18 protein-coding genes are annotated in these 20,371 nt (G+C 59.5%); 3 read left to right on the plus strand and 15 right to left on the minus strand.

Going from position 1 to position 20,371, the window contains the following annotated elements; genetic code table 11:
• Positions 1–9: 9 nt before the first annotated feature.
• The 7 genes from ACLBWT_RS17575 to ACLBWT_RS17605 all read right to left on the minus strand — a co-directional run bounded on the left by ACLBWT_RS17575 (position 10) and on the right by ACLBWT_RS17605 (position 9,054).
• Positions 10–2,190 carry a RelA/SpoT family protein gene (locus tag ACLBWT_RS17575; protein ID WP_447664434.1) on the minus strand — a complete coding sequence of 727 codons (2,181 nt, stop codon included), beginning with the start codon at positions 2,188–2,190 and terminating at the stop codon, positions 10–12.
• Positions 2,191–2,474: 284 nt separating this feature from the next.
• Complete coding sequence (locus tag ACLBWT_RS17580; RefSeq protein ID WP_447664435.1) at positions 2,475–2,987, minus strand: adenine phosphoribosyltransferase; 513 nt, start codon at positions 2,985–2,987, stop codon at positions 2,475–2,477.
• A 23-nt stretch (positions 2,988–3,010) separates the two neighbouring features.
• Entirely contained in the window at positions 3,011–5,431 is a 2,421-nt protein-coding gene (gene recJ, locus ACLBWT_RS17585; protein ID WP_447664436.1) for a single-stranded-DNA-specific exonuclease RecJ, read from the minus strand.
• A 194-nt stretch (positions 5,432–5,625) separates the two neighbouring features.
• Positions 5,626–6,531 carry a cation diffusion facilitator family transporter gene (locus tag ACLBWT_RS17590; protein ID WP_447664437.1) on the minus strand — a complete coding sequence of 302 codons (906 nt, stop codon included), beginning with the start codon at positions 6,529–6,531 and terminating at the stop codon, positions 5,626–5,628.
• A gap of 15 nt (positions 6,532–6,546) precedes the next feature.
• Positions 6,547–7,467: a protein translocase subunit SecF gene (secF, locus tag ACLBWT_RS17595; RefSeq protein WP_447664438.1), complete on the minus strand. Its 921-nt coding sequence runs from the start codon at positions 7,465–7,467 to the stop codon at positions 6,547–6,549.
• Positions 7,457–8,731 carry a protein translocase subunit SecD gene (gene secD / locus ACLBWT_RS17600; RefSeq protein WP_447664439.1) on the minus strand — a complete coding sequence of 425 codons (1,275 nt, stop codon included), beginning with the start codon at positions 8,729–8,731 and terminating at the stop codon, positions 7,457–7,459. The genes secF and secD overlap by 11 nt, the downstream gene beginning before the upstream one ends.
• 89 nt (positions 8,732–8,820) lie before the next feature.
• Positions 8,821–9,054 (minus strand): post-transcriptional regulator, encoded by a 234-nt coding sequence (locus tag ACLBWT_RS17605; RefSeq protein WP_447664440.1) that lies wholly within the window; start codon positions 9,052–9,054, stop codon positions 8,821–8,823.
• Positions 9,055–9,268: 214 nt separating this feature from the next.
• On the opposite strand from ACLBWT_RS17605, the gene spoVB reads away from it, so the two are divergent.
• Positions 9,269–10,870, plus strand: a complete 1,602-nt coding sequence (gene spoVB / locus ACLBWT_RS17610; RefSeq protein WP_447664441.1) for a stage V sporulation protein B — start codon at positions 9,269–9,271, stop codon at positions 10,868–10,870.
• Between the two features lie 59 nt (positions 10,871–10,929).
• Here spoVB and ACLBWT_RS17615 read toward each other — a convergent pair whose 3' ends face one another.
• Positions 10,930–11,760, minus strand: coding sequence for a DUF421 domain-containing protein (locus tag ACLBWT_RS17615; RefSeq protein ID WP_447664442.1), 831 nt, complete (start codon positions 11,758–11,760; stop codon positions 10,930–10,932).
• 206 nt (positions 11,761–11,966) lie between these two features.
• Here ACLBWT_RS17615 and ACLBWT_RS17620 point away from each other — a divergent pair, with 206 nt between their 5' ends.
• Both ACLBWT_RS17620 and ACLBWT_RS17625 read left to right on the plus strand, forming a co-directional pair.
• Positions 11,967–12,356: a TIGR04086 family membrane protein gene (locus tag ACLBWT_RS17620; RefSeq protein WP_447664443.1), complete on the plus strand. Its 390-nt coding sequence runs from the start codon at positions 11,967–11,969 to the stop codon at positions 12,354–12,356.
• Between the two features lie 114 nt (positions 12,357–12,470).
• On the plus strand, positions 12,471–13,298 hold the full coding sequence (locus ACLBWT_RS17625) for a phosphatase PAP2 family protein (RefSeq protein ID WP_447664444.1): 828 nt from the start codon (positions 12,471–12,473) through the stop codon (positions 13,296–13,298).
• Between the two features lie 127 nt (positions 13,299–13,425).
• Here ACLBWT_RS17625 and ACLBWT_RS17630 read toward each other — a convergent pair whose 3' ends face one another.
• The 7 genes from ACLBWT_RS17630 to ruvB all read right to left on the minus strand — a co-directional run bounded on the left by ACLBWT_RS17630 (position 13,426) and on the right by ruvB (position 20,364).
• A complete protein-coding gene (locus ACLBWT_RS17630) occupies positions 13,426–13,863 on the minus strand; it encodes a hypothetical protein (protein WP_447664445.1) in 438 nt (145 codons plus the stop codon).
• 221 nt (positions 13,864–14,084) lie between these two features.
• Positions 14,085–14,450, minus strand: a complete 366-nt coding sequence (gene yajC / locus ACLBWT_RS17635) for a preprotein translocase subunit YajC (protein WP_076354334.1) — start codon at positions 14,448–14,450, stop codon at positions 14,085–14,087.
• A gap of 38 nt (positions 14,451–14,488) precedes the next feature.
• Complete coding sequence (gene tgt, locus ACLBWT_RS17640) at positions 14,489–15,622, minus strand: tRNA guanosine(34) transglycosylase Tgt (RefSeq protein ID WP_447664446.1); 1,134 nt, start codon at positions 15,620–15,622, stop codon at positions 14,489–14,491.
• Between the two features lie 17 nt (positions 15,623–15,639).
• On the minus strand, positions 15,640–16,683 hold the full coding sequence (queA, locus tag ACLBWT_RS17645) for a tRNA preQ1(34) S-adenosylmethionine ribosyltransferase-isomerase QueA (RefSeq protein WP_447664447.1): 1,044 nt from the start codon (positions 16,681–16,683) through the stop codon (positions 15,640–15,642).
• Between the two features lie 4 nt (positions 16,684–16,687).
• On the minus strand, positions 16,688–18,793 hold the full coding sequence (locus tag ACLBWT_RS17650) for a SpoIID/LytB domain-containing protein (protein WP_447664448.1): 2,106 nt from the start codon (positions 18,791–18,793) through the stop codon (positions 16,688–16,690).
• Positions 18,794–18,855: 62 nt separating this feature from the next.
• Positions 18,856–19,317, minus strand: coding sequence for a thiol-disulfide oxidoreductase DCC family protein (locus tag ACLBWT_RS17655; RefSeq protein WP_447664449.1), 462 nt, complete (start codon positions 19,315–19,317; stop codon positions 18,856–18,858).
• Positions 19,318–19,362: 45 nt separating this feature from the next.
• Positions 19,363–20,364: a Holliday junction branch migration DNA helicase RuvB gene (gene ruvB / locus ACLBWT_RS17660; RefSeq protein WP_076354327.1), complete on the minus strand. Its 1,002-nt coding sequence runs from the start codon at positions 20,362–20,364 to the stop codon at positions 19,363–19,365.
• Between the last annotated feature and the right edge of the window lie 7 nt (positions 20,365–20,371).

Here is a 20,371-nt window from a genome sequence, read left to right on the forward strand (position 1 = left end):
TCCTCTATCCTATTGCATGATGCGCTGCACCGAGTAGATGTCCTTGACGCGCTTGATCTTGTCCACGACGGACTGCAGATGCTCGATGTTGCGGATCAGAATGGTCATATGGATGATGACCATCTTGTTCTTGCCCGTGCGTCCGGTAACCGCGGATATATTCGTCTTGCTCTCCGCTACGGCTTGCAGCACCTCGTTGAGCAGGCCGCGATGGTCGTAGCCGGTAATCTCGATATCGACGCTGTAGTTCGACTCCGTCGACTCTTCCCATTCGACCTCGATGACGCGCTCCGCGTCGTCCTCCTGGCCTTCGACAGGAAGATTCGGACAATCCTGCCGGTGAACGGACACTCCGCGTCCGCGTGTAATATAGCCCACGATTTCATCGCCGGGAACCGGATTGCAGCAGCGGGCGAAGCGGACGAGCAGGTTGTCGATGCCTTTGACGGTCACGCCGCCGGTCGCCGCCTTCTTGCGGGTCCCCGGAGACTTCACCTCGGTCGGCTCGTTCGTAAGCTCGATCAGCTGCGCGGCTTCGGCTTCCCGCCGCATCTTCTCGGTCAGCTTGGTGCAGATCTGCGCGGCGGTGATGCCGCCGAAGCCGATCGCGGACATCATGTCCTCGACATCATGGAAGCTGAACTTGGACGCGGCCTCCATAAGCTTGTCCTCGGCCATCCAGGCGGATGGCTCAAGGCCGAGCCGCTTCAGCTCGCGCTCCAGCATATCGCGGCCTTTGATGACGTTCTCCTCGCGCCGCTCTTTTTTGAACCAGGCTTTGATCTTCGTCCGGGCATGCGAGGATTTCGCGATCTTGATCCAGTCCTGGCTCGGGCCGTAGGAATGCTTCGAGGTCAGAATCTCCACGATGTCGCCGGTCTTGAGCTTATAATCAAGCGGCACGATCCGGCTGTTCACCTTGGCCCCGATCGTCCGGTTGCCGACCTCCGTATGGATCCGGTAGGCAAAATCAAGCGGAACAGAACCGGCCGGCAGCTCGATCACTTCGCCTTTTGGCGTGAACACGAACACCAGGTCCGAGAAGAAGTCCATCTTGAGCGACTCCATGAACTCGGAGGCGTCCTCGGCGTCGTTCTGCAGTTCCAGGATTTCGCGGAACCATCCCATCTTGTCCTCGATATTGCCGCTCGGTCCCGCGGAGCCTTCCTTGTAGGCCCAGTGGGCCGCGACGCCGTACTCGCTCGTGCGGTGCATCTCCCAGGTACGGATCTGGACCTCGGTCGGCTCGCCGTTCGGTCCCACGACGGTCGTATGCAAGGACTGGTACATGTTGGCCTTGGGCATCGCGACATAGTCCTTGAAACGTCCGGGCATCGGCTTCCACAGCGTATGGATGATGCCGAGCGTCGCGTAGCAGTCCTTGATGTTGTCCACGATGATGCGGATCGCCATCAGATCATAGATTTCGTTGAACTGCTTGTTGCGCATCGTCATCTTGCGGTAAATGCTGTAAATATGCTTGGGGCGCCCAGAAATATCGCCGTCGATGCCCATTTCCTCCAGCTTTTCCGTAATCCGGCCGATGACGACAGCGATGTACTGCTCCCGCTCCGCACGCTTTTTCTTCATCAGATTGGCGATCCGGTAATATTGCTGCGGATTGAGATAGCGCAGGGCGATATCCTCCATCTCCCACTTGATCGCGGAGATGCCGAGCCTGTGGGCGATCGGACAGAAAATCTCCAGCGTCTCGTAGGCGATGCGGCGCTGCGCTTCCTCCGACTGGAATTTCAGCGTGCGCATATTATGAAGCCGGTCCGCTAGCTTGATGAGAATGACGCGGATGTCCTGAGCCATCGCCACGAACATCTTGCGGTAGTTCTCGTTCTGTTGTTCTTCCTTGGACCGGAATTTGATCTTTTCCAGCTTGGTGAGGCCGTCGACAAGCATGGCGCAGGTATCACCGAATATCGCTCGGACCTGTTCCACCTCGACGGTCGTATCCTCCACAACGTCATGCAGCAGCGCCGCTATGATGGAAGTCACGTCCATCTCCATATTGACCAGGATTTCCGCCACGGCCACCGGATGGAGAATATAGGGCTCTCCCGATTTGCGCACCTGCCCGTGATGGGCTTGATCGGCAAATTCATAGGCCTCCCGGATCCTGTTCAGATCCTGGTCCCTCATATAAGTCGACGCCTTAGCGAGTAATTGCTCTATGCCCATGAAACGTCCCTTTCCATCCAAATGTCATCGTTCGACTTTTACCGTGTCCCAGTACCTATGAAAATAAGTTTAACTCCTATTATGCCCCTACAATACGGGCGGCGTCAACTGAACTTGAAGCGATAAGGCCATCCCTCTACCCGCGGCCTGGAGCGCCGTCATAAACATTGGTTCAAATTCCTTATTCTGCTATTAAAGGGGTCGAAAACTGTCTATATCGATAAAAAAAGACGGCCGTTTGCCGGCCGCCATTATTTCCTGAGAAATAATTAATAATGAAGCGTTTAGTATTTTATCAGAGAGAAGACGTCCAGGCCGCCAAGCTTGGCGCGTCCGTTCAAATAGCCGAGCTCGATCAGGAACGAAGCTCCTACGACCTCGCCACCCAGCTGCTCGATCAGGTTGATCGTCGTCGCGATCGTGCCGCCGGTAGCGAGCAGATCGTCGGCGATGAGCACGCGCTGTCCCGGCTTGATGGCATCCTTGTGGACGGCGAGTGTGTCTTTGCCGTATTCAAGATCATAGCCGGCCTCGACGGTCTCTCCCGGAAGCTTGCCGCTTTTGCGGATCGGCACGAAGCCGACTCCGAGAGCGATCGCTAGCGGAGCTCCGACGACGAAGCCGCGCGCCTCCGGACCGGCGATCAGGTCGATCTCTTTGCCGTGGGCCGCTTTTTTGAGCTCATCGATCGCAGCACGGTAGACTTCGCCGTTGTTCAGCAGCGTCGTGATGTCCTTGAAGCGGATGCCAGGCTGAGGAAAATCTTCGATAACGCGGATATATTCTTTGAAATTCATGTTTGTCGAGCTCCTTTTATTCCCTATGCGGGTAGTTCGGTATGATAGCTTGATGCCGGCAAGCCGGCTATCCAGGATTTGATGTCTTCTGTTGCCGAGAAAAGCTTGGACATGATCTTCTCTTCTTCCAGCGCCTCCAGGTAAAGCGCGGATTCCGAGAGGTCCCTGCGGGCCGGGGCTTCGGCGGCCGTCCAGCCCTCGTCGCGCCGTTCGATGAAGCCCAGCTGATGAAATACTTCCAATGCCAGAGAGGCTCTCTCCGGCGGGCAGCCCGCAGCCTCGGCCAGCCTCCGTCCCGCCTGCCCGGCTGGCAGGGGAGACAGCTTGCGGATCCAGGCGTACAGCCTGCCCATGCCCGCGCGCTCCAGCCAGTCCGCGGAGCCTTTCGGATCAGCCGGGTAGAGCAGATGCAGCGCCTCAAGCCCATTGCTGAGCCGAAGAGCTTTCTCCAGCCTGGCGCAGGATGACGGACTTCCATAAAGGATGACTTCCTGGCAGGAGAAGCCTCCCTCCGGAACTTCTTCGGGAAGGCAATGGATCCATCCGGAATTGCCGCTTCCTTCGCTGCCGGATGCGATCTCGCGAGCGCTGGCCGAATGGAGCCTTTCCCTCGTCACGATGACGGCCGTTCTCTTTTCCCGCCGGAGCCTCTCGATGATCGAAGCAAGGCGGCCGCCAGGATCCCTTGTCCCTCTGAAGTCGTACACCCTCGGCTCTCTGACCCTCAGATCGCGGATCATCAGCTGCGGCTTGCGCTTCCCGTTCCATTCGTTCACCGTCAACTCCCCGACGATGTCCGCCCTCAAGGAAGCGGCAAGCGGATCGGCGAATTCTCCCATGCCGAATCCGATCGCATCCAGCTTCGCCGGGGTGAGGCCGCTGCTTAGAGCGAGCTTGAGATGCGTCTTCTCCTTGCCGAGCAGGCGGACATCGCCGATGCCCGCCACGCTGATCAGCAGCTTCGGCACCGGATTGCCGCTGCCGTAAGGCTCAAGCAGCGCCAGCTCGCCGGCGGTCTCGATCGACGCCTCCTCGATGGGACAGACCAGATCGATGTCGCAGACCGGAATGTAATCCTCCGGACGCAGCTGAAGCTCCGCTTGCGCGCAAAGGGCTTCTTCCAGCTCGTCCAGCCTGGTGCGATGAAGCGTCATGCCCGCAGCGGCCGCATGGCCGCCGTAATGCTCCATCAGTTCCTTGCAGGAGCTCAGCGCCTCGAACAGATCATAACCCGGAATCGACCTTGCCGATCCTTTGCACATTCCCGATTGCTCGTCAAGGCCGAGCAGCACGGTCGGACGGTAATGCTTCTCCAGCAGCTTGGAAGCCACGATGCCGACAACGCCGGGATTCCAGCCCGCTCCGGCGAGCACGATCACTCCGGGATGGGGAGCGCCTTGCTCGTCGGCCCGGCGGCAGCGTTCCTGCCACATGGCTTCCACTTCCTTCGCGATTTCGGCGACAACCTCGCGGCGCTTGATATTGAGCTCGTCCAGGCTCGAGGCGATTTCCTCGGCTTCCTCCCGATCATCCGTGACAAGAAGGACGACGGCCGGAGCCGCATGATCAAGCCGGCCGGCGGCGTTGACTCTCGGACCCATCTGGAAGCCGATATCCGATGCCGTGACCGCCTCCGTCTTGATGCCGCCCGCTTCGGCCAAAGCCGCGAATCCGGGGCGAGGCGAAGTTCGGATGACATGAAGGCCGGATCGAACGATAATGCGGTTCTCATCGGCCAGTGGCATCAAGTCCGCAATCGTTCCCAGAGCGGCAATATCGCTCCATTCCAGGGGAATGCGGCCAAGCAGGCACTGGGCGAGCTTGAATGCGACTCCGGCGCCGCACAGTCCCTTGAACGGATAAGCGCAGCCGGGCTGCTTGGGATTCACGATGGCATCGGCAGCGGGAAGAACGTCGGGAGGTTCATGATGATCCGTGACGACGACCGACAAGCCCAGCTTGCGGGCATGCGCGATCGGCTCGACGGCGCTGATTCCGTTGTCGACCGTGACGATAAGCGTGAATCCTTCTTCCGCAGCCTTGTCCACGGCCGGGATGTTCATGCCATATCCTTCCCTGGTGCGATGCGGAATATAATAGTCATGGCGAATGCCCAGCTCGCGCAGCAGAAGGATCATCAATGCGGTGGAAGAAACCCCGTCCGCGTCATAATCCCCGTACACAAGCACTTTCTCCCCGTCTGCCGCGGCCTTCCGGATGCGGGCGACCGCTTCCTCCATTCCCTTGAGCAGATAGGGATCGTGCATCGACTCGATTCCCGCTCCCATGAAGTCATGAGCCGTTTCCGGCGACATGCACCCTCTTTGCACGAGCAGTCTCGCCGCCAGCGGATTCAGGCCAAGAGCAGCCTGAATCGATTGCGCAGCCTGGTTTTCCTGTTCATTCAGCTTTCTTATGTTCCAGCGGGTTTTGGAACCGATCACGTTGTTCCCGCCTCCATCCTTGCATTTCGGTATAAGCTTGCGTCCCTATCTGCCGCTTGCCGTCACCGGCTGATTCCCAAACGCGATCCAAGCAGAGAAACGCTGCCCTCTGCGGCTGCGGGCCGTTCCGGAAGATCCGGATCAGCCCGCAGCAGGCGGCGGCAGCGTTATGCCCAAGACGGGCCAGCCGGCTCTTACTGAAGCAGCGTCGGCATATGCTCCTGATTGGGGTCATGATTGGATTTGTACGGGTAGCCGGGATTATAAGGCTCTACGCAGATTTTAACGTCATGGATATGCATGAACCGCTTGAGGACAAGCTGCTTGACCCGCCGCCCGATATCCGCTCCTTCGAGCACGGAAATCCGGGGATTGACGCTGATGACGATCTCGGCGGATATCCTGCCCCCGCTCATATGCGGCTGGACTGCTTCCACCGTCACGACGCCGTCGACTCTCTGGATGATCTCCGTCATGTCCTCGGCCAGACCGGAATGGTCTGCGGGAGCTGTCTCCTTCTTTTTGCCGGTTCCAAGAAACAGAAGATAGCCCTTGTAGACGATGAAAGCCCCGATGAGGACCGATGCGGCAGGATCCAGATAAGTCATCCAGATCAATCCGCTCTCGCCTCCGGCCCAAGCGCCTGCAGCTCCGGCGGCCGCCGTCAGCGAGACTGCCCATTCCCATCCGGGAATGGGACCTCTTACGAACAGAAGGCGCAAGGCAAGGCAGATCGGAATGACGAAGGCAGCCGGAAGCTGCGGATAGCCGTCAAGCGGCTCCATCATGCGGTTGAGAGCGAGCACGGCCATCTGCAGGCCGATGACGATGAGAAAAATGGAGAACACATAAACGAATGTATGCTCCCTGCCCAAGTGCTGCGCGTTGTCCCCGCTGCGGCGGCTGTCCTTCTTGCCGGATACTTGCGCCGCATAGGAGGAGCATGCGTCCGAAGCGGAGCGGAAAGCATCGGACAGCAGAACGGAGCTGCCGAAAAGGGAGCCGGTCGTTCCCTTGATGACGGCGAGCCCGATATGGACCCCGGTCTCCCTCCACCGGCCGGCCGCAGCTAGGCCGGATTGCGGTTGCTTGTCGGCCATGGCTTCAGCCTCCCGTTATGAAGCTGCCGGATTGCCTGCGGAAGCCGGCTTCGACTTGGAATTCTTCTTCATGAGCAGCCACAACGGACTCGCGATGAAGATCGAGGAGTACGCTCCGCTTAACAAGCCTACAAGCATCGCCAGCGAGAACAGGCGGATCGACTCGCTCCCGAAAATGAACAGCGCCAAGGCGGCGAACAGAACGGTAAGCGCCGTGTTGATGGAGCGCGTCATCGTCTGCCAGACGCTGTCGTTGACGACCTTGATGTAGTCCTTGAACGTCTTGATCTTCGCGAAGCGCAAATTCTCGCGGATCCGGTCGAAGATGACGATCGTATCGTTGATGGAATAGCCGATGATCGTCAGGATCGCGACGATGAACGGAAGGTTGACCTCCAGACGGAAGATCGAGAAGACGCTGATGACGATGAAGGCATCGTGGACGAGAGCCACGACGGCCGCAAGGCCGAAGCGCCATTCAAAGCGGATGGCGACATAGATGATGATGCCGATGCAAGCCAGCAGCATCGCCTTGAGCGCGTTCCACTGCAGCTCGCGGGCGATCTCGACATCGACCGTGTTGACCTCGACCGAAGAGCCGGGATCGAACTTCGCTTTAAGATCCGACTTGAGCTGCTCTTCCTTGCTCTGGCTGAGCACTTCGTCGAATCGGATCGTCATCCGGTTGTCGCCGAAGGTCGGGGCGTTGTGCTTGCCGAATTCTCCGGCTTGGAGATAGGATTCGATCTCCTGGCGCTGGGCGGACAAGTCCTTGGTCGACTTGACGTCCACGCTGGAGCCCGACTTGAAATCGACGCCGTAGTTCAGTCCCAGAGCCGCGAGCGCCACGATGCCGGCGATCGTGATGACGATCGAGAAGATGTAGAAATACTTGCTGTAATGGACAAAATCGATCCGGGATTCCTTAGAGCGCACGGATTTCACTCTCCTTCACGCCGTAATAGCCCGGCTTGTTGAATTTGCCGCTTTTGATCATCAGCCAGAGCAGGTAGCGGGAAACGACTACGTTGGAGATCAGGCTGATGATGATGCTCAGAAGCAGCGTGATGGCGAATCCTTTGACGGATCCGACACCGATGAAGAACAGCACGCCGGCGGCGATGATCGTCGTGACGTGGGAGTCGATGATCGTGCGCAGGGAAGTTTTGGAGCCGGCGCGGAAAGCGCTCAGCAGGCTCTTGCCGGAACGAATCTCTTCCTTGATCCGCTCCGCCGTCAGGATGTTGGCGTCGACGGCGATGCCGATGCCGAGAATGAAGGCCGCGATGCCGGGAAGCGTAAGCGTCGCGTTGAGCGCGATATGCGCCGCAAGCAGCAGCCAGGTATAGATGATCAGGGATACGCTGGCCGCAATGCCCGGCACCCGGTAGAAAACGAGCATGAAGAGCACGATGAAGACTGTGCCGACCAGGCCGGCGAAAATCGTGTCGTCGAGCGACTGCTTGCCGAGCGAGGCGCCGACGGATTGCGTGTATTTCACTTCGAGCTTCAGCGGCAGGGCGCCGAGGTTGATCGTGTCGCGGATATTCATTGCTTCTTCACGAGTGTAGTTGCCGGAAATCTCGGCGTCGCTGCTGTTGATCTCGGATGACACATTCGGAGCGGAAAGCTGGTTCTCGTCCAGATAAATGGCGAGTTGGTTGTTGCCGGTCACGGCCAGCTTGGCTACCTCGGAAGTCACCTTGGCGAACTGGGCGGCATCCTTGAGCTTGATGTTGATCTTGTATTGGCCGAAATCGCCTTGCTGGATCGACGCTCCGCCTTCCTTGAAGTCGCTGCCTGTCAGTTCCACCTTGCAGTAGCCGGCGTCCTTGGCGCAGCCGATGGCGCTGCGGAAGGTCAGGTTCGCAGGCTTGACGAGGTCCTCGCGCAGCTTGGCTTCCTTGGCTTCGTCCATGCCCGCGATGCGGATGCGGATGCGGTCCGTGCCTTCCGTCGTGACTTCAGGCTCGGACACGCCGTCTTTGTTGACGCGCTTCTCGAGGCTTTTTGCCGTCTCCGTCAACGATTCGCGCGTCACTTTGCTGCCTTCGTTCAAAGGCTTGGCCTGGTAGAGGATTTCGAATCCGCCCTTGAGGTCCAGACCTAACCGGGTCTTATCCAAGAGGGCGGGGCTTGTCCAACCAATGACGCCGAAACTGACGACGACAATGATCAGGAATGCTAGCATCCGTTTCATAATTCCTGATGTTCCTCCTTAAGTTCACAATCGTTTCTATTATAACGATGCGGGAAATTTGAGTCAAAAAAAAGAAACCCTTGTCAAAATCAGGTTTCTTTCCACGCGCTCATCGTCAGATGGTTCATGAGCTGGGTCGCCTTAAGGGACAAGATGTCATTCACGAGCTTGTGCAGCAGCGGCTCACCCGACTTGATATACCGGGCTTGAACGCACTCCCATACATCGGTCCCCGTCACCTGCTCGTAGCCGATCCAGCGGAGCTCCTCCGCCTTGCTCTCGCACAGGGCGAAGATTTCCTCGCTCATTTCCTTTTCCGTCATGCGGCCACTCGCCTCCCCTGTTGACTATCCGCCTCAAGCCGTCGAACTGATTCCATTCGACGCAGAGGCCCGCATTCCTGCCTCGTTCCGGCTTCTTCCCAAAAAAACATAGACATGCCGGGTGCCGGATGCCGCATAAACATGCTGTACGGACGTGCCCGCCCCCCTTGCCGGGCCGGCACAATGAACACCGTTAGGGAAGAGGAAGGAACCTATGACGAAGCCGAACAAACAAACCAGTCAAACCTTTATCAAGGGAGCCATGATCCTGCTTGCGGCGGGCGTCATCAACCGGATTCTCGGTTTCGTCCCCCGCATCGCCCTTCCTCGAGTCATCGGAGCCGAAGGGGTCGGCATCTACCAGCTCAGCTACCCGTTCCTGGGCGTGCTGCTGACTCTCATTACAGGCGGCATCCCGCTGGCCGTAGCCAAATGGATCGCGGAGGCCGACTCCAAGGGGGAGGGCCACCGCGTCAAGCAGATTTTCCGCACCGCCATGCTGCTGACGATCGTCCTTGCCCTTGCGATGACGGCTCTGATGCTGCTCGGCGCCGAATGGATCACGACCCGCGTCCTGACCGACAGCCGCGTGTACCGGCCGTTCGTAATGATGGCGCCGATGCTGCTCATCATCGGGGTATCGTCCGTATACAGAGGTTATTTCCAAGGCAAGCAGAACATGATCCCGACCGCCCAGTCCCAGGTGGTGGAGACGGTGCTGCGGATCGCCGGGCAATTGCTGCTGGCTTTCCTTCTGCTCCCTTACGGACTCGAATGGGCAGCCGCTGGCGCGATGATGGGAACCGTCATCGGCGAGATCGCAGGCCTGCTGATCTTGTTCTGGCATGCCGCGAAAGACAAGGGCAATTCCGCTGCGGCTGTCCCCGCCACCCCTGTCGGCGCTCCGCCCCTTTCCCAAGACACCAAATACGAAGAGCGCGTTCCCGTGCTGAAAAGGCTGCTGCGCCTTTCCATACCGGTCACGGGCAGCCGGCTTGTCGGCTCCCTGTCCTACCTGCTGGAATCGATCCTGACCGCCCGCAGCCTCGCCGCCGCGGGCATCGCAACCGGTGCCGCCACCGCGCAATACGGCGCCCTGCAAGGGATGATCATTCCGCTGCTTCTGCTGCCGACGGCTCTTACCTACTCCCTGTCGGTGTCTCTGATTCCATCCCTGTCGGCCGCAGCGGCCAGAGGAGATATGGCCTCGATCCATAAGCGTCTCCATCAGTCTCTCCGCCTGGCTCTCGTCAGCGGAGCTCCCTTTGTCGTCGTCATGGGCCTGCTCGCGGAGCCGCTGTGCCGGCTGATGTACAATCATGGGGAAATCGCCCCGCTGCTTGCCCTGCTCGCTCCCGCCGGAATCTTCATCTACTTGCAAGGGCCGCTTCAGGCCGCCCTGCAGGCGCTGGACAAACCAGGAACCGCTCTGTTCAATACGACCGTCGGCGCCTGCGTGAAGCTGTATCTCATCGTCGAGCTCGCGTCTCGTCCCGAGCTCGGAATCTATGGCGCGGTGATCGCAATCGTCGTCAACATCATCCTCGTCACCGCCTTGCACGGCATCAGCATCATGCGCTGCGCCGGATACCGCATGAAGCTGCCAGACTTCATCAAGGTCGGAAGCGCCATGATCATCATGGGAGCCTCCTGCAGATGGCTGATGAGCAGAGGTCCTCTGCCCGCCGAATGGCTCAATCTGATCATTTCGTGCGCAGCCGGCGCTGCGGTCTATTTATTCCTGATGGGAGCCATGGGAATTATCGACAGGCACGATTTGTCCCGCATACCGGGCATCCGGCGCTGGTTCGGCTGAAGGGCGGCAGGAATGGAGACAAAGCGAACAGGCAGCTGCGTCAACTCAGCTGCCCGTTTTTATTTGTTTCGGCGGTTCTCATCGACGAACAGCTCGCCTTTGTGGTCGATCGTGCAGAAGAACACCTGATTCCACTCCGTGAGCCCTTTCTTGCGAAGCTGCTGCTTCAGCCAGAGACGGTTTTTCTCCAGCTTCTCCAGATTATGATCCATGACTCTGCCATCCATAATGAGTGGAACCGGCAGCGTTTCGAACCGATAAGCAGAAGGAAACGTAATCGCGCTTGACGATGAATCCTGCTGCTCATTGTTCTTTTCTTGCTTTCCTTGTTTTTGTCCTCCGCCGGATGAGCTTCCCTGCCAGCTTTGTTGGTTCTTCTGACCCTGTTGGCTCTGCTGGCCTTGTTGTCCTTGCTGGCTCTGGCCGGAAGACTGGGACTGTTTTTCCTTCGGGATGACGGACAGCTTGCCGCTCGTCTCGAGAATCGCGAATTCCACGTCCGCCACCCTCGCCACCTGGTTTTCCCTCAGCTGAAGCATGAGATCGTCCAGATTGTAGCGCTGTTTCTTCATTTCCTTCTGATTGAGCTTGCCATCCGCGATAATAACGCTGGGCTTGCCGTCGAACAGCAGCCGGAGCTTGCGGTTTTTCATGCCGATATAAGCGATCAGCACCTGGATGATCATCAGCACGGCCATCGGAACGATGCCCTCGATAAGCGGTTTTTTCGTATCCTCGATGACAAGGACCGCGATTTCGGCGATCATGAACGAGATGACGAGGTCGAACACGCTCAATTTGCCGATTTCACGCTTTCCCATCAATCTCATGATCAGGAACACGACAAAATAAATAAGGACGGTCCGCAGCAGCAGCGACCCATATTCCATGCTTTCGCCCCCTTGGCCCAATCATAAGCGTCAGATGGTATTGTCGCCCCCCCTGTCCACAGCCATGCACAGCAAGGCGCAATGAAATGTTGGCAATAAAGGCGAAACGAGGATTTGTCCTTCCAGGCGGCAGGGCTGTACTAATTCCGGCGGCTTGACCATATGGTGAACTGAATACCAAACCATCACTGGAGGGTGATTGCCGCATGAATCCGATTAAAAATGTGCAAAAAGTGCGTTTCGGCTCCCCCATGCTAGGAGGGCTGGCTTACTCCGGCTTATGGCTCGCTCTGGGAGCCTTGCTTCTGTCGCTCATGCTGTACGCGGGAAATCTCAGCGAGGATTCGCTTCCCGCCTGGGCGCTTGGCATTCACGGCACCGCGTCATTATGCGGAGGCTTCACGTCCGGCAAGCGCAGCGGTGCCAAAGGCTGGTACCATGGCGGCCTGCTTGGCCTCGTCTACGGCCTTCTGGTGCTCGTTATCGGCTTTCTGGCAGCCGATGCAGGCATGTCGTCCAAAACCGGCATCCTTTTCCTCATCGTCGCTCTGGCAGGCGCATTCGGTGGCATGATCGGCGTCAATCTGCGGAAATGACCCCCTGTGTAAACTTGTCTCGGGTATGCTATACTTGTTCTCGGTAATCGAACTGGTAATCATCTGGAACAGTCATCTTCCGGTGTATCAGGGGCAAGCTTAGGGGGAACCATAGTGGCAATCTTGACATCGATGAATCAAATTACGCTGTACACGGTGCTGACGTCCGCCGTATTGATCAGTTTCGGAACCGGCCGCAATCCGCTGCGCGCCGCAGGCGTCTTCGCTCGCAATCTAGCCGTCAATCCCAGATACTTGCTGCTGTTCGGCTCGCTGCTCGCCATCCTCTTCATGAACAAGCTCGAGCTGATCATCGAAAGCAAGATGAAGCAACAGACCGACTTCACGCCATTCGTCCAGCGGCTCGAAGGCGGCTTCGTGGAAGGATTCCAGCAGCTGTTCCATGCCGCATGGCTGACGCCGGTGCTGGCCTTTTTCTACGTTGTCGTCTTCCAGTCGCTGCTGGTCGCCTCGCTCGGCGTCTATATGTACCGCGACAAAACCGGACGGCAGTTCTCCGCGACCTGCTACGCGATCATGCTCAATTACCTGATAGCGATCCCGTTTTACCTGTTCATGCCCGTCAAGGAAGTTTGGGCCTTCAATCCAAACGTTCATTTCTATATGCTGGAGGCTTTTCCCGCTTTCGAAACGGTGTACCGCGGCTTGTCCGGCCTGGACAACTGTTTCCCGAGCCTTCATACTTCCATTTCCGTGACGCTTGCCTTGCTGGGAGCCCGTTCCGGCATCAAGCGCTGGGCTTGGCTGACCGGCGTGACGGCAGCAATCATTATTTTCACCATCTTCTATATGGGCATTCATTGGCTGACCGACATGCTCGGAGGCCTCTGCCTGGCGACCTTCGCCGTGTACATGGGCTACAAGCTGGCGGATTTGAAATCGCTGGCCAAACCGGTCCCGTCCGTCCATCCTTCGCGCTGACCCCCTTTCCGGCGTTGAATCCAGCTTCCTGCAAAGCGCAAAAAAGGAGCCCTCGCGGCTCCTTTTTTGCACTTACGGCTGATTCAGCAGCTTTTGTGCGTGCCGGCCCCAATGAGGCCGCGTTCCGTCATCCAGGAATTCGTATCGTTCCGACAGCTCCCATGAGCTTGGATGCCTTCCTGCCAAGCTTCCCTTCTCGGGGTCGGCCGCCAGACAGGCCAATGCCCTGCCTACATAGAGCGGGGTTTCCGACTGAAGAAAATTCCTTCTCGCCGGCGTCTCTCCAGTTCGTTTCCGTCACGCCGAAAGGCGCCAGCATCTCCTCCGAACGCAAAATACCAGGAGTCAACGAAACCGCGCATATTCCATAAGGCTTGAATTCCTCGGCCAGTCCTGCCGCCATAAGGATTCCCCAAATCTTGGACAAGCTATAGGGCAGATTGCCCCGATACTTGTAATCGACGCCGTCGGTTATTTCCGCGATGAGGCCCGATTCGCTGCGGAGCAGCAGCCGCATCGCGAGATGTTCCGTAATATAATGGGTGTCGTGCACTCCGTGCTGCATGGCCAGCCCATCCTTCAGCGGAGATGCCCAGAGAGGCTTGCTCCAATGAGTCAGCCTTTCACCTCCCCAAATATCGTTCACGAGGATATCCAGGCGTCCATGGGCCATTTCGGCATCGGGTATGCCAGCTGGCCGCGGCAGCCCTGAAGAAGCATCGAAACGCATAAAAAACCCTTCGGAGAGCAGCTCTCCGAAGGGTTTTTGGAACGTCGGGCTGCTGCTTAGAGCGTGCCTTCAGGATCCACTTTGTCGCTTTTGACTTCAAGCTTTTCTTCCGTCTTGGCTTCGACAGGAGCCGGAGCGCTGTTCAGGACGGATGCGATGGCGCTGCGTTCGAACGTCACTCGCGTCGTATCGTTGACCCGCAGAACGACCGTGTCGTCCGTCAGCTCCACGATCGTGCCGTGCATGCCGCCGATGGTGGCGATTTTGTCGCCTTTCTTGAGCGAGCCGAGCAGGGCGTTGCGCTGCTTTTGCTTCTTCTGCTGAGGACGGATCAGAAGGAAGTAGAAGACGACGAACATGAGGCCGAACATGAGCAGCATGGACATGCCGCCACCGCCGGCGCTACCGGAAGCCAGATACATATGTGTATACCCCTTTCAATATCGGAACGAGATTCTGGTTAAAACCCTTTGTCGTTGTCATGCAGGCCGTATTGGGTGAAGAATTCGTCCCGGAAATCAAGCAGCCTGTCCTCCATGATCGCCTGGCGCACACCGCGCATCATCTCCAGCAGGAAATGCAGGTTATGGTAGGTCGTCAGCCTGATGCCGAACGTCTCGTCGGCCTTGATGAGATGCCGCAGATAAGCGCGGGAATAATTGCGGCAGGTGTAGCAGCCGCACTCCGGATCAAGCGGTCCGAGATCCTCCGCGTACTTGGCGTTGCGGATGTTCACCCGCCCGCCGCTCGTCATCGTCGTGCCGTTGCGGGCAATGCGGGTCGGAAGCACGCAGTCGAACATGTCGACTCCGCGGATCGCACCTTCGAGAAGCGCGTCGGGAGATCCGACGCCCATCAAATAACGCGGCTTGCCTGTCGGCAGGAGCGGAATGGTCTCCTCCAGCACCTCATACATGAGATGCTTCGGTTCCCCGACGCTCAAACCACCAATAGCATACCCCGGGAAATCCATGGAAGTCAAATCAGCCGCGCTCTGCTTGCGCAGATCGGCATGCATGCCTCCCTGGATGATAGCGAACAGCCCTTGGTCCTGCGGACGGGCATGGGCTTTGAGGCAGCGCTCCGCCCAGCGGGATGTCCTCTCCAGCGAGTTTTTGATGTACTCGTATTCGGCCGGATACGGAGGGCACTCGTCGAATGCCATCATAATGTCGGAGCCGAGCGAGTTCTGGATCTCCATCGCCTTCTCCGGCGACAGGAACAAGCGGTCGCCGTTAAGATGGGAGCGGAATTCGACGCCTTCCTCGGTGATCTTGCGCATATTGCTCAGCGAGAACACCTGGAAGCCTCCGCTGTCCGTCAGAATCGGGCGGTCCCAATTCATGAACTTATGCAGGCCGCCGGCATTGCGGATCAGATCGTGGCCAGGACGGAGCCACAGGTGATAGGTGTTGCTGAGAATGATATGGGCGTCCATCTCCTTCAGCTCTTCCGGGCTCATCGTCTTGACGGTAGCCTGGGTGCCGACGGGCATGAACGCCGGCGTCTCAATGACGCCGTGAGGGGTATGGACGCGGCCGAGCCGCGCCCCGGATTGCTTGCATACTTTGATCAGTTCGTAAGTTACAGCCACAGTTCACTCTTCCATTCCTAGTAGATAAACATCGCGTCGCCGAAGCTGAAAAACCGGTACTTCTCGTTGACTGCCTCTGCATAGGCGCGCAGGACATGCTCGCGCCCGGCAAGCGCGCTCACCAGCATGACCAGCGTCGACTTGGGCAGATGGAAATTCGTCAGCAGGGCATCGACTGCCCGGAACTCATAACCGGGATAAATGAAAATATCCGTCCAGCCGCTGCAAGCCTGAAGCCCGTCCGGATACCGCTGCGCCGCTGTCTCCAGCGTGCGGGCCGACGTGGTGCCGACGGCCACGATCCGGCCGCCGCGTTCCTTGGCGGCGCGGATCATCGCGGCAGATTCCTCGCTGAGCTCGTAATACTCGGAGTGCATCACATGCTCCTCGATCGTGTCCGTGGACATCGGCCGGAACGTGCCGAGACCGACATGAAGCGTCAGCGGAGCGATCCCGACCCCCATCTCCCGCAGCTCCTGGAGGAACTGCTTCGTGAAATGAAGCCCCGCAGTCGGAGCGGCTGCGGATCCCGCTTGGCGGGAATAGACGGTCTGATACCGCTCACGGTCGTCCAGGCGCTCCTTGATATACGGCGGCAGCGGCATCTCGCCCAGTCTGTCCAGCAGCTCCTGAAATATTCCGCTGTATTTGAAGCGGACGATGCGTCCGCCCATATCGCCTTCGCTTTCCACGACCGCGCGCAGCAGCGGCTCGCCGCCTTCGCCGGCGCCGAAAGCGATGACCGTGCCGGCCTTCAGCTTCTTGGCCGGCTTCGCCAGCGTCTCCCAGGCATCGCCTTCCAGCTGGCGGAGCAGCAGCAGCTCCGCCTTCGCTCCGGTATCCTCCTTGACGCCGAGCAGGCGGGCGGGAAGCACGCGGCTATCGTTGATGACCAGCGTGTCTCCCTCGCGCAAATACTGCTTGAGATCCGTGAACCGATGATGGGCGATCTCTCCCGAGCGCTTGTCCAGAGTAAGCAGGCGCGAGGAGGTCCGGTCCGTCAAAGGGGTCTGGGCGATCAGCTCGTCCGGCAGGTGAAAATCATAATCTTCTACGTTCATGGCTTCAGCTTCCGTCCTTAGCGAGTTCAATCTCTTTGTAGTAGTATTTCAGAATGCGTTGGTAATCATACCCGGAATCAGCCAGGCTCTTGGCGCCGTATTGCGACATTCCGAGGCCGTGCCCGTTGCCGGTGCCCCGGATGAGCCACGTCTGCGACGCGGAGACGGGCCGGATGGCGCCGGAGGCGCTCATGACCGTCAGACCCGCTCCGTCCGAGGGCGATGCTTTGGCTCCGCCGGCTCCGAGCACTTGGACAGCCGCTCCCGTTTCCTTGACCGCCGAGGCGCCGCCGGCGCCGAGAAGCGACACCTGCCCGGCCGGCTCGATGGCGAACCTCGTGCTCGGCAAGCTGCCCATCACGGTCCGCAGGGAGTCCGGATACTTGACCGGAACGGCTCTGCCGTTCACGTTCACCTGCATGACCCGTCCGGAAGGTCCGCGCGAGGCGACCTCCAGCGACTGAATCGGTCCGGATACGGCCGAGGTCGTCTTGCCCTTCATGGAATCCAGCAGCTGGGCCGAGGTGAACGGGCCGCGCATCCAGTTGAATTCATTGGACTGCGCGACCGTCTCCAGCACCGTCACCTTCGCCCCGGCGTCCAGCTTGTCCACCGGACTCACGCCGTCCTGGATTAGGGGCAGCGGCCTCACATTGGTAGCGGCGGACTTGATGCGCGCGATGACAGCCCCGGCAGCGTTCTTCTCTCCGGTCAGATCAGCCGTGTCGGACCGGATGAAACCGGTGCCGCCGCTCGGAGCCATGACCCGGTACCATTTATAAAGGCCGTTCTCGGAAGCATCGTCCGGGCTTTGGACCGGAGCCAGATACGGCACCTGGCTTCCCCATACTTCGGATGGATCCGCTGTATAACCTCCGGCGCTGGACGAGAATACCGCCTCGACAGGCTTGCCCCCGCTGAGCATGACCAGCCCCTTCGTATCGTCGACCGCCTTGATGGTAGCGGCCTTCTCGGAGGCGACGCCGTTGTACGCCTGGCTGAGCGTCGTGTCGACGACCTGGGCGATGCCGAAGCCGGTCCCCTGATAGACGGCGTAGGAGCGGGCGGCCACGGCTTGCGCCTTGAGCGCCTCGATCGGCCAGGAGCCGGGCATTTCCCCGCCGACGACGGAATACAGATACTGCTCGAACGGAAGCTCGTTGATGACGGCAAGAGCGTTGTTGTAGCTGCTTAACTCGAACTGGCCTCTGTATGTACGGGCGTAGCGCTCGGCAAGTTTCACTCCTTGGGTCGAGGACGGCTGCACGACAGCCTTCGTGCCCGCCGGGAAGGTCAGCAGCATGCTCGATGCCCCTTCCTTCTGGCTGACGGACAAATCCCTCCGCTGCAGCAGATAATCGCCCGCCGCAGCCTGCTTCAGCCCGGCCGCCTCCGCGATTCCGGCCAGCTTGAGCTTCACGGCTTCCAGCGAAGCGCTGTCCGCCGCAGCTCCCACCATGACGGAATAACGGGCTCCGGAATCCGATGGGCGCAAGGCAAGGAAAGTATCCGTTCCGGAAGCGCTGAACGAAGCCATCGCGAGCCGCGCCTCCTGCTCGGTCGCATACGCGGCCGTCTCCAGGTGAAGCGGTCCGCGCACGGAAGCGCCGCCGCCGAATGCCTTCACCGTCGCGTTCGCGTTCCATTTGGCAAGAGCGGTCCCAGCCGCAGCTGCAGAAGAGTAGGAGCCTTCCGACACTTGGTAGGAAGTGCTTCCTCCGCGGTCTACCGCCTCCAGCACGGCGTTTCCTCCGGCTGCCTGCACGGCTTTGAATACGGCAAGCGCGGCCGTGAAGGAGCTGTTCTCTCCCAGAAGGACGGAGTAGCTCTCTACGGCTACCCTGGCGGTCGCGCCGCCGACAACGGCAGTCAGCGGCTTGGGAGCGCCCCCCTGGCTGACTCCGACGGCGAGCCCGCCGTCGGAGCTGAATGTCGCCGCAGGAATCGAGAGCGTATATTTGTTCGGCACGGTGATGAACAAGCCGACGCGGATCGTGTCCATGATCTCGATCCCGTCCGCTTCCGCCTTGGGAGGCAAGTAGAGGCAGCCGCCCAGAACGGCGGCTGCCAGCAGTCCTTTGGGGAGAATTCGGGCTATCGGTCTGTCCATGGTTCTCTCCTTCCGTGTGCTCCGCAAGCTCTCGGCGATGGGCCGGCGCGCAGGCGGGCACCTTACAGGGTTTTGTCGGTCATGTCTCCAGGGGGAACTCGGCATTCGTCCGGGGAACAGGCTTCATCCGCCTTGCCGAACCAGTCATAGCGGCGCTCGGCGATATAGCGGTAGATCCAATCTCCAAGGCGGCTCATGCCCGGCAGCCGGTACAGCCATCCTGCCGGCCCGAAGCCTGGAACCGTGCGCAGGATGCGCACGACGGCGTCGCTGCCCGCATACAAGCGCCCTGCGCCGTCAACGACATGCATCCTGTCCCTCAGCGCTTCCTCGCCGACGTCCAGAACCCGCTCGGCGGCCCGGCCCTGGAGCCGGTCCAGATTCTGCAGCGGCACAAACGTCAGCTCCGCCCTCGAACCCAGGCGGCCCAGCCTGTCGACCGAGGCGAGGCAGAGGTTGCATTGGCCGTCGTAGATGACGGTCAATGCGCTGTCTTCAGCGGCGCCGGACCGTTGCTCCTTCATCGGCGGATCCTCCCATTGGCCATGCGGGCATGTATGCCGCAGCCTTTATTCCGGAACGGGCAAGCCCAGATGGCGATAGGCAAGCGGAGTGACGATGCGGCCCCGCGGGGTGCGCTGCAGGAAGCCGATCTGCATGAGATACGGCTCGTACACATCCTCGATCGTCTGGCTTTCCTCGCCGATCGTCGCTGCGATCGTATCGAGGCCGACAGGACCGCCGCGGTAGTTGGCGATCATCGCCTGCAGCATCTTGTGGTCGATCCGGTCGAGTCCGAGCGGATCGACGGCGATCAGCGACAGCGCCTGCTTGGCGAGCTCGTCGGTAATGATGCCGTTTCCGCGCACCTGCGCGAAATCGCGAACCCGCTTGAGCAGCCGGTTGGCGATCCGCGGCGTCCCCCGCGAGCGGAGGGCGATCTCGGATGCCGCATCGCCGACCATGCCGACTTCCAGAATCTCGGCGGAGCGGGAAATGATGAACGCCAGCTCGTCCGTCCCATAAAACTCCAGCCTGCTGACGACTCCGAAGCGGTCGCGCAGAGGGGCGCTGAGCAGCCCGGCGCGGGTCGTGGCTCCAATCAGCGTGAACGGAGGCAGGTCAAGCCGCACGGAGCGCGCGCTCGGACCTTTGCCGATCATGATGTCCAGGCAGAAATCCTCCATCGCCGGGTACAGCACTTCCTCCACGGAGCGGTTCAAGCGGTGGATCTCGTCGATGAACAGCACGTCGCCCTCCTGAAGGTTCGTGAGCAGGGCGGCCAGATCTCCCGGCCGCTCGATCGCCGGGCCGGAAGTCGTACGCAGGTTGACGCCGAGCTCGTTGGCGATGATGTTCGAGAGAGTCGTCTTGCCGAGTCCCGGCGGGCCGTACAGCAGCACATGGTCGAGAGCTTCCTTGCGTAGCTTCGCCGCCTCGATGAATACCTTGAGGTTGTCCTTCACCTGGGACTGGCCGATGTATTCGGACAGATACCTCGGACGGAGGCTGTATTCGACTGCCTGGTCTTCCATCATCAGATTGGCGGAAATGATGCGATCGTCTTCCATGCAAAAC

This window comes from Paenibacillus sp. D51F, from assembly GCF_053345695.1.

Excerpts from the sequence above, each read along its gene's own strand:
- ACLBWT_RS17575 (WP_447664434.1), bottom strand. The coding sequence starts at position 2,190 with ATGGGCATAGAGCAATTACTCGCTAAGGCGTCGACTTATATGAGGGAC.
- ACLBWT_RS17580 (WP_447664435.1), bottom strand. The coding sequence starts at position 2,987 with ATGAATTTCAAAGAATATATCCGCGTTATCGAAGATTTTCCTCAGCCT.
- ACLBWT_RS17590 (WP_447664437.1), bottom strand. The coding sequence starts at position 6,531 with ATGGCCGACAAGCAACCGCAATCCGGCCTAGCTGCGGCCGGCCGGTGG.
- secD (WP_447664439.1), bottom strand. The coding sequence starts at position 8,731 with ATGAAACGGATGCTAGCATTCCTGATCATTGTCGTCGTCAGTTTCGGC.
- ACLBWT_RS17605 (WP_447664440.1), bottom strand. The coding sequence starts at position 9,054 with ATGACGGAAAAGGAAATGAGCGAGGAAATCTTCGCCCTGTGCGAGAGC.
- spoVB (WP_447664441.1), top strand. The coding sequence starts at position 9,269 with ATGACGAAGCCGAACAAACAAACCAGTCAAACCTTTATCAAGGGAGCC.
- ACLBWT_RS17615 (WP_447664442.1), bottom strand. The coding sequence starts at position 11,760 with ATGGAATATGGGTCGCTGCTGCTGCGGACCGTCCTTATTTATTTTGTC.
- ACLBWT_RS17620 (WP_447664443.1), top strand. The coding sequence starts at position 11,967 with ATGAATCCGATTAAAAATGTGCAAAAAGTGCGTTTCGGCTCCCCCATG.
- ACLBWT_RS17630 (WP_447664445.1), bottom strand. The coding sequence starts at position 13,863 with ATGCAGCACGGAGTGCACGACACCCATTATATTACGGAACATCTCGCG.
- yajC (WP_076354334.1), bottom strand. The coding sequence starts at position 14,450 with ATGTATCTGGCTTCCGGTAGCGCCGGCGGTGGCGGCATGTCCATGCTG.
- queA (WP_447664447.1), bottom strand. The coding sequence starts at position 16,683 with ATGAACGTAGAAGATTATGATTTTCACCTGCCGGACGAGCTGATCGCC.
- ACLBWT_RS17650 (WP_447664448.1), bottom strand. The coding sequence starts at position 18,793 with ATGGACAGACCGATAGCCCGAATTCTCCCCAAAGGACTGCTGGCAGCC.
- ACLBWT_RS17655 (WP_447664449.1), bottom strand. The coding sequence starts at position 19,317 with ATGAAGGAGCAACGGTCCGGCGCCGCTGAAGACAGCGCATTGACCGTC.
- ruvB (WP_076354327.1), bottom strand. The coding sequence starts at position 20,364 with ATGGAAGACGATCGCATCATTTCCGCCAATCTGATGATGGAAGACCAG.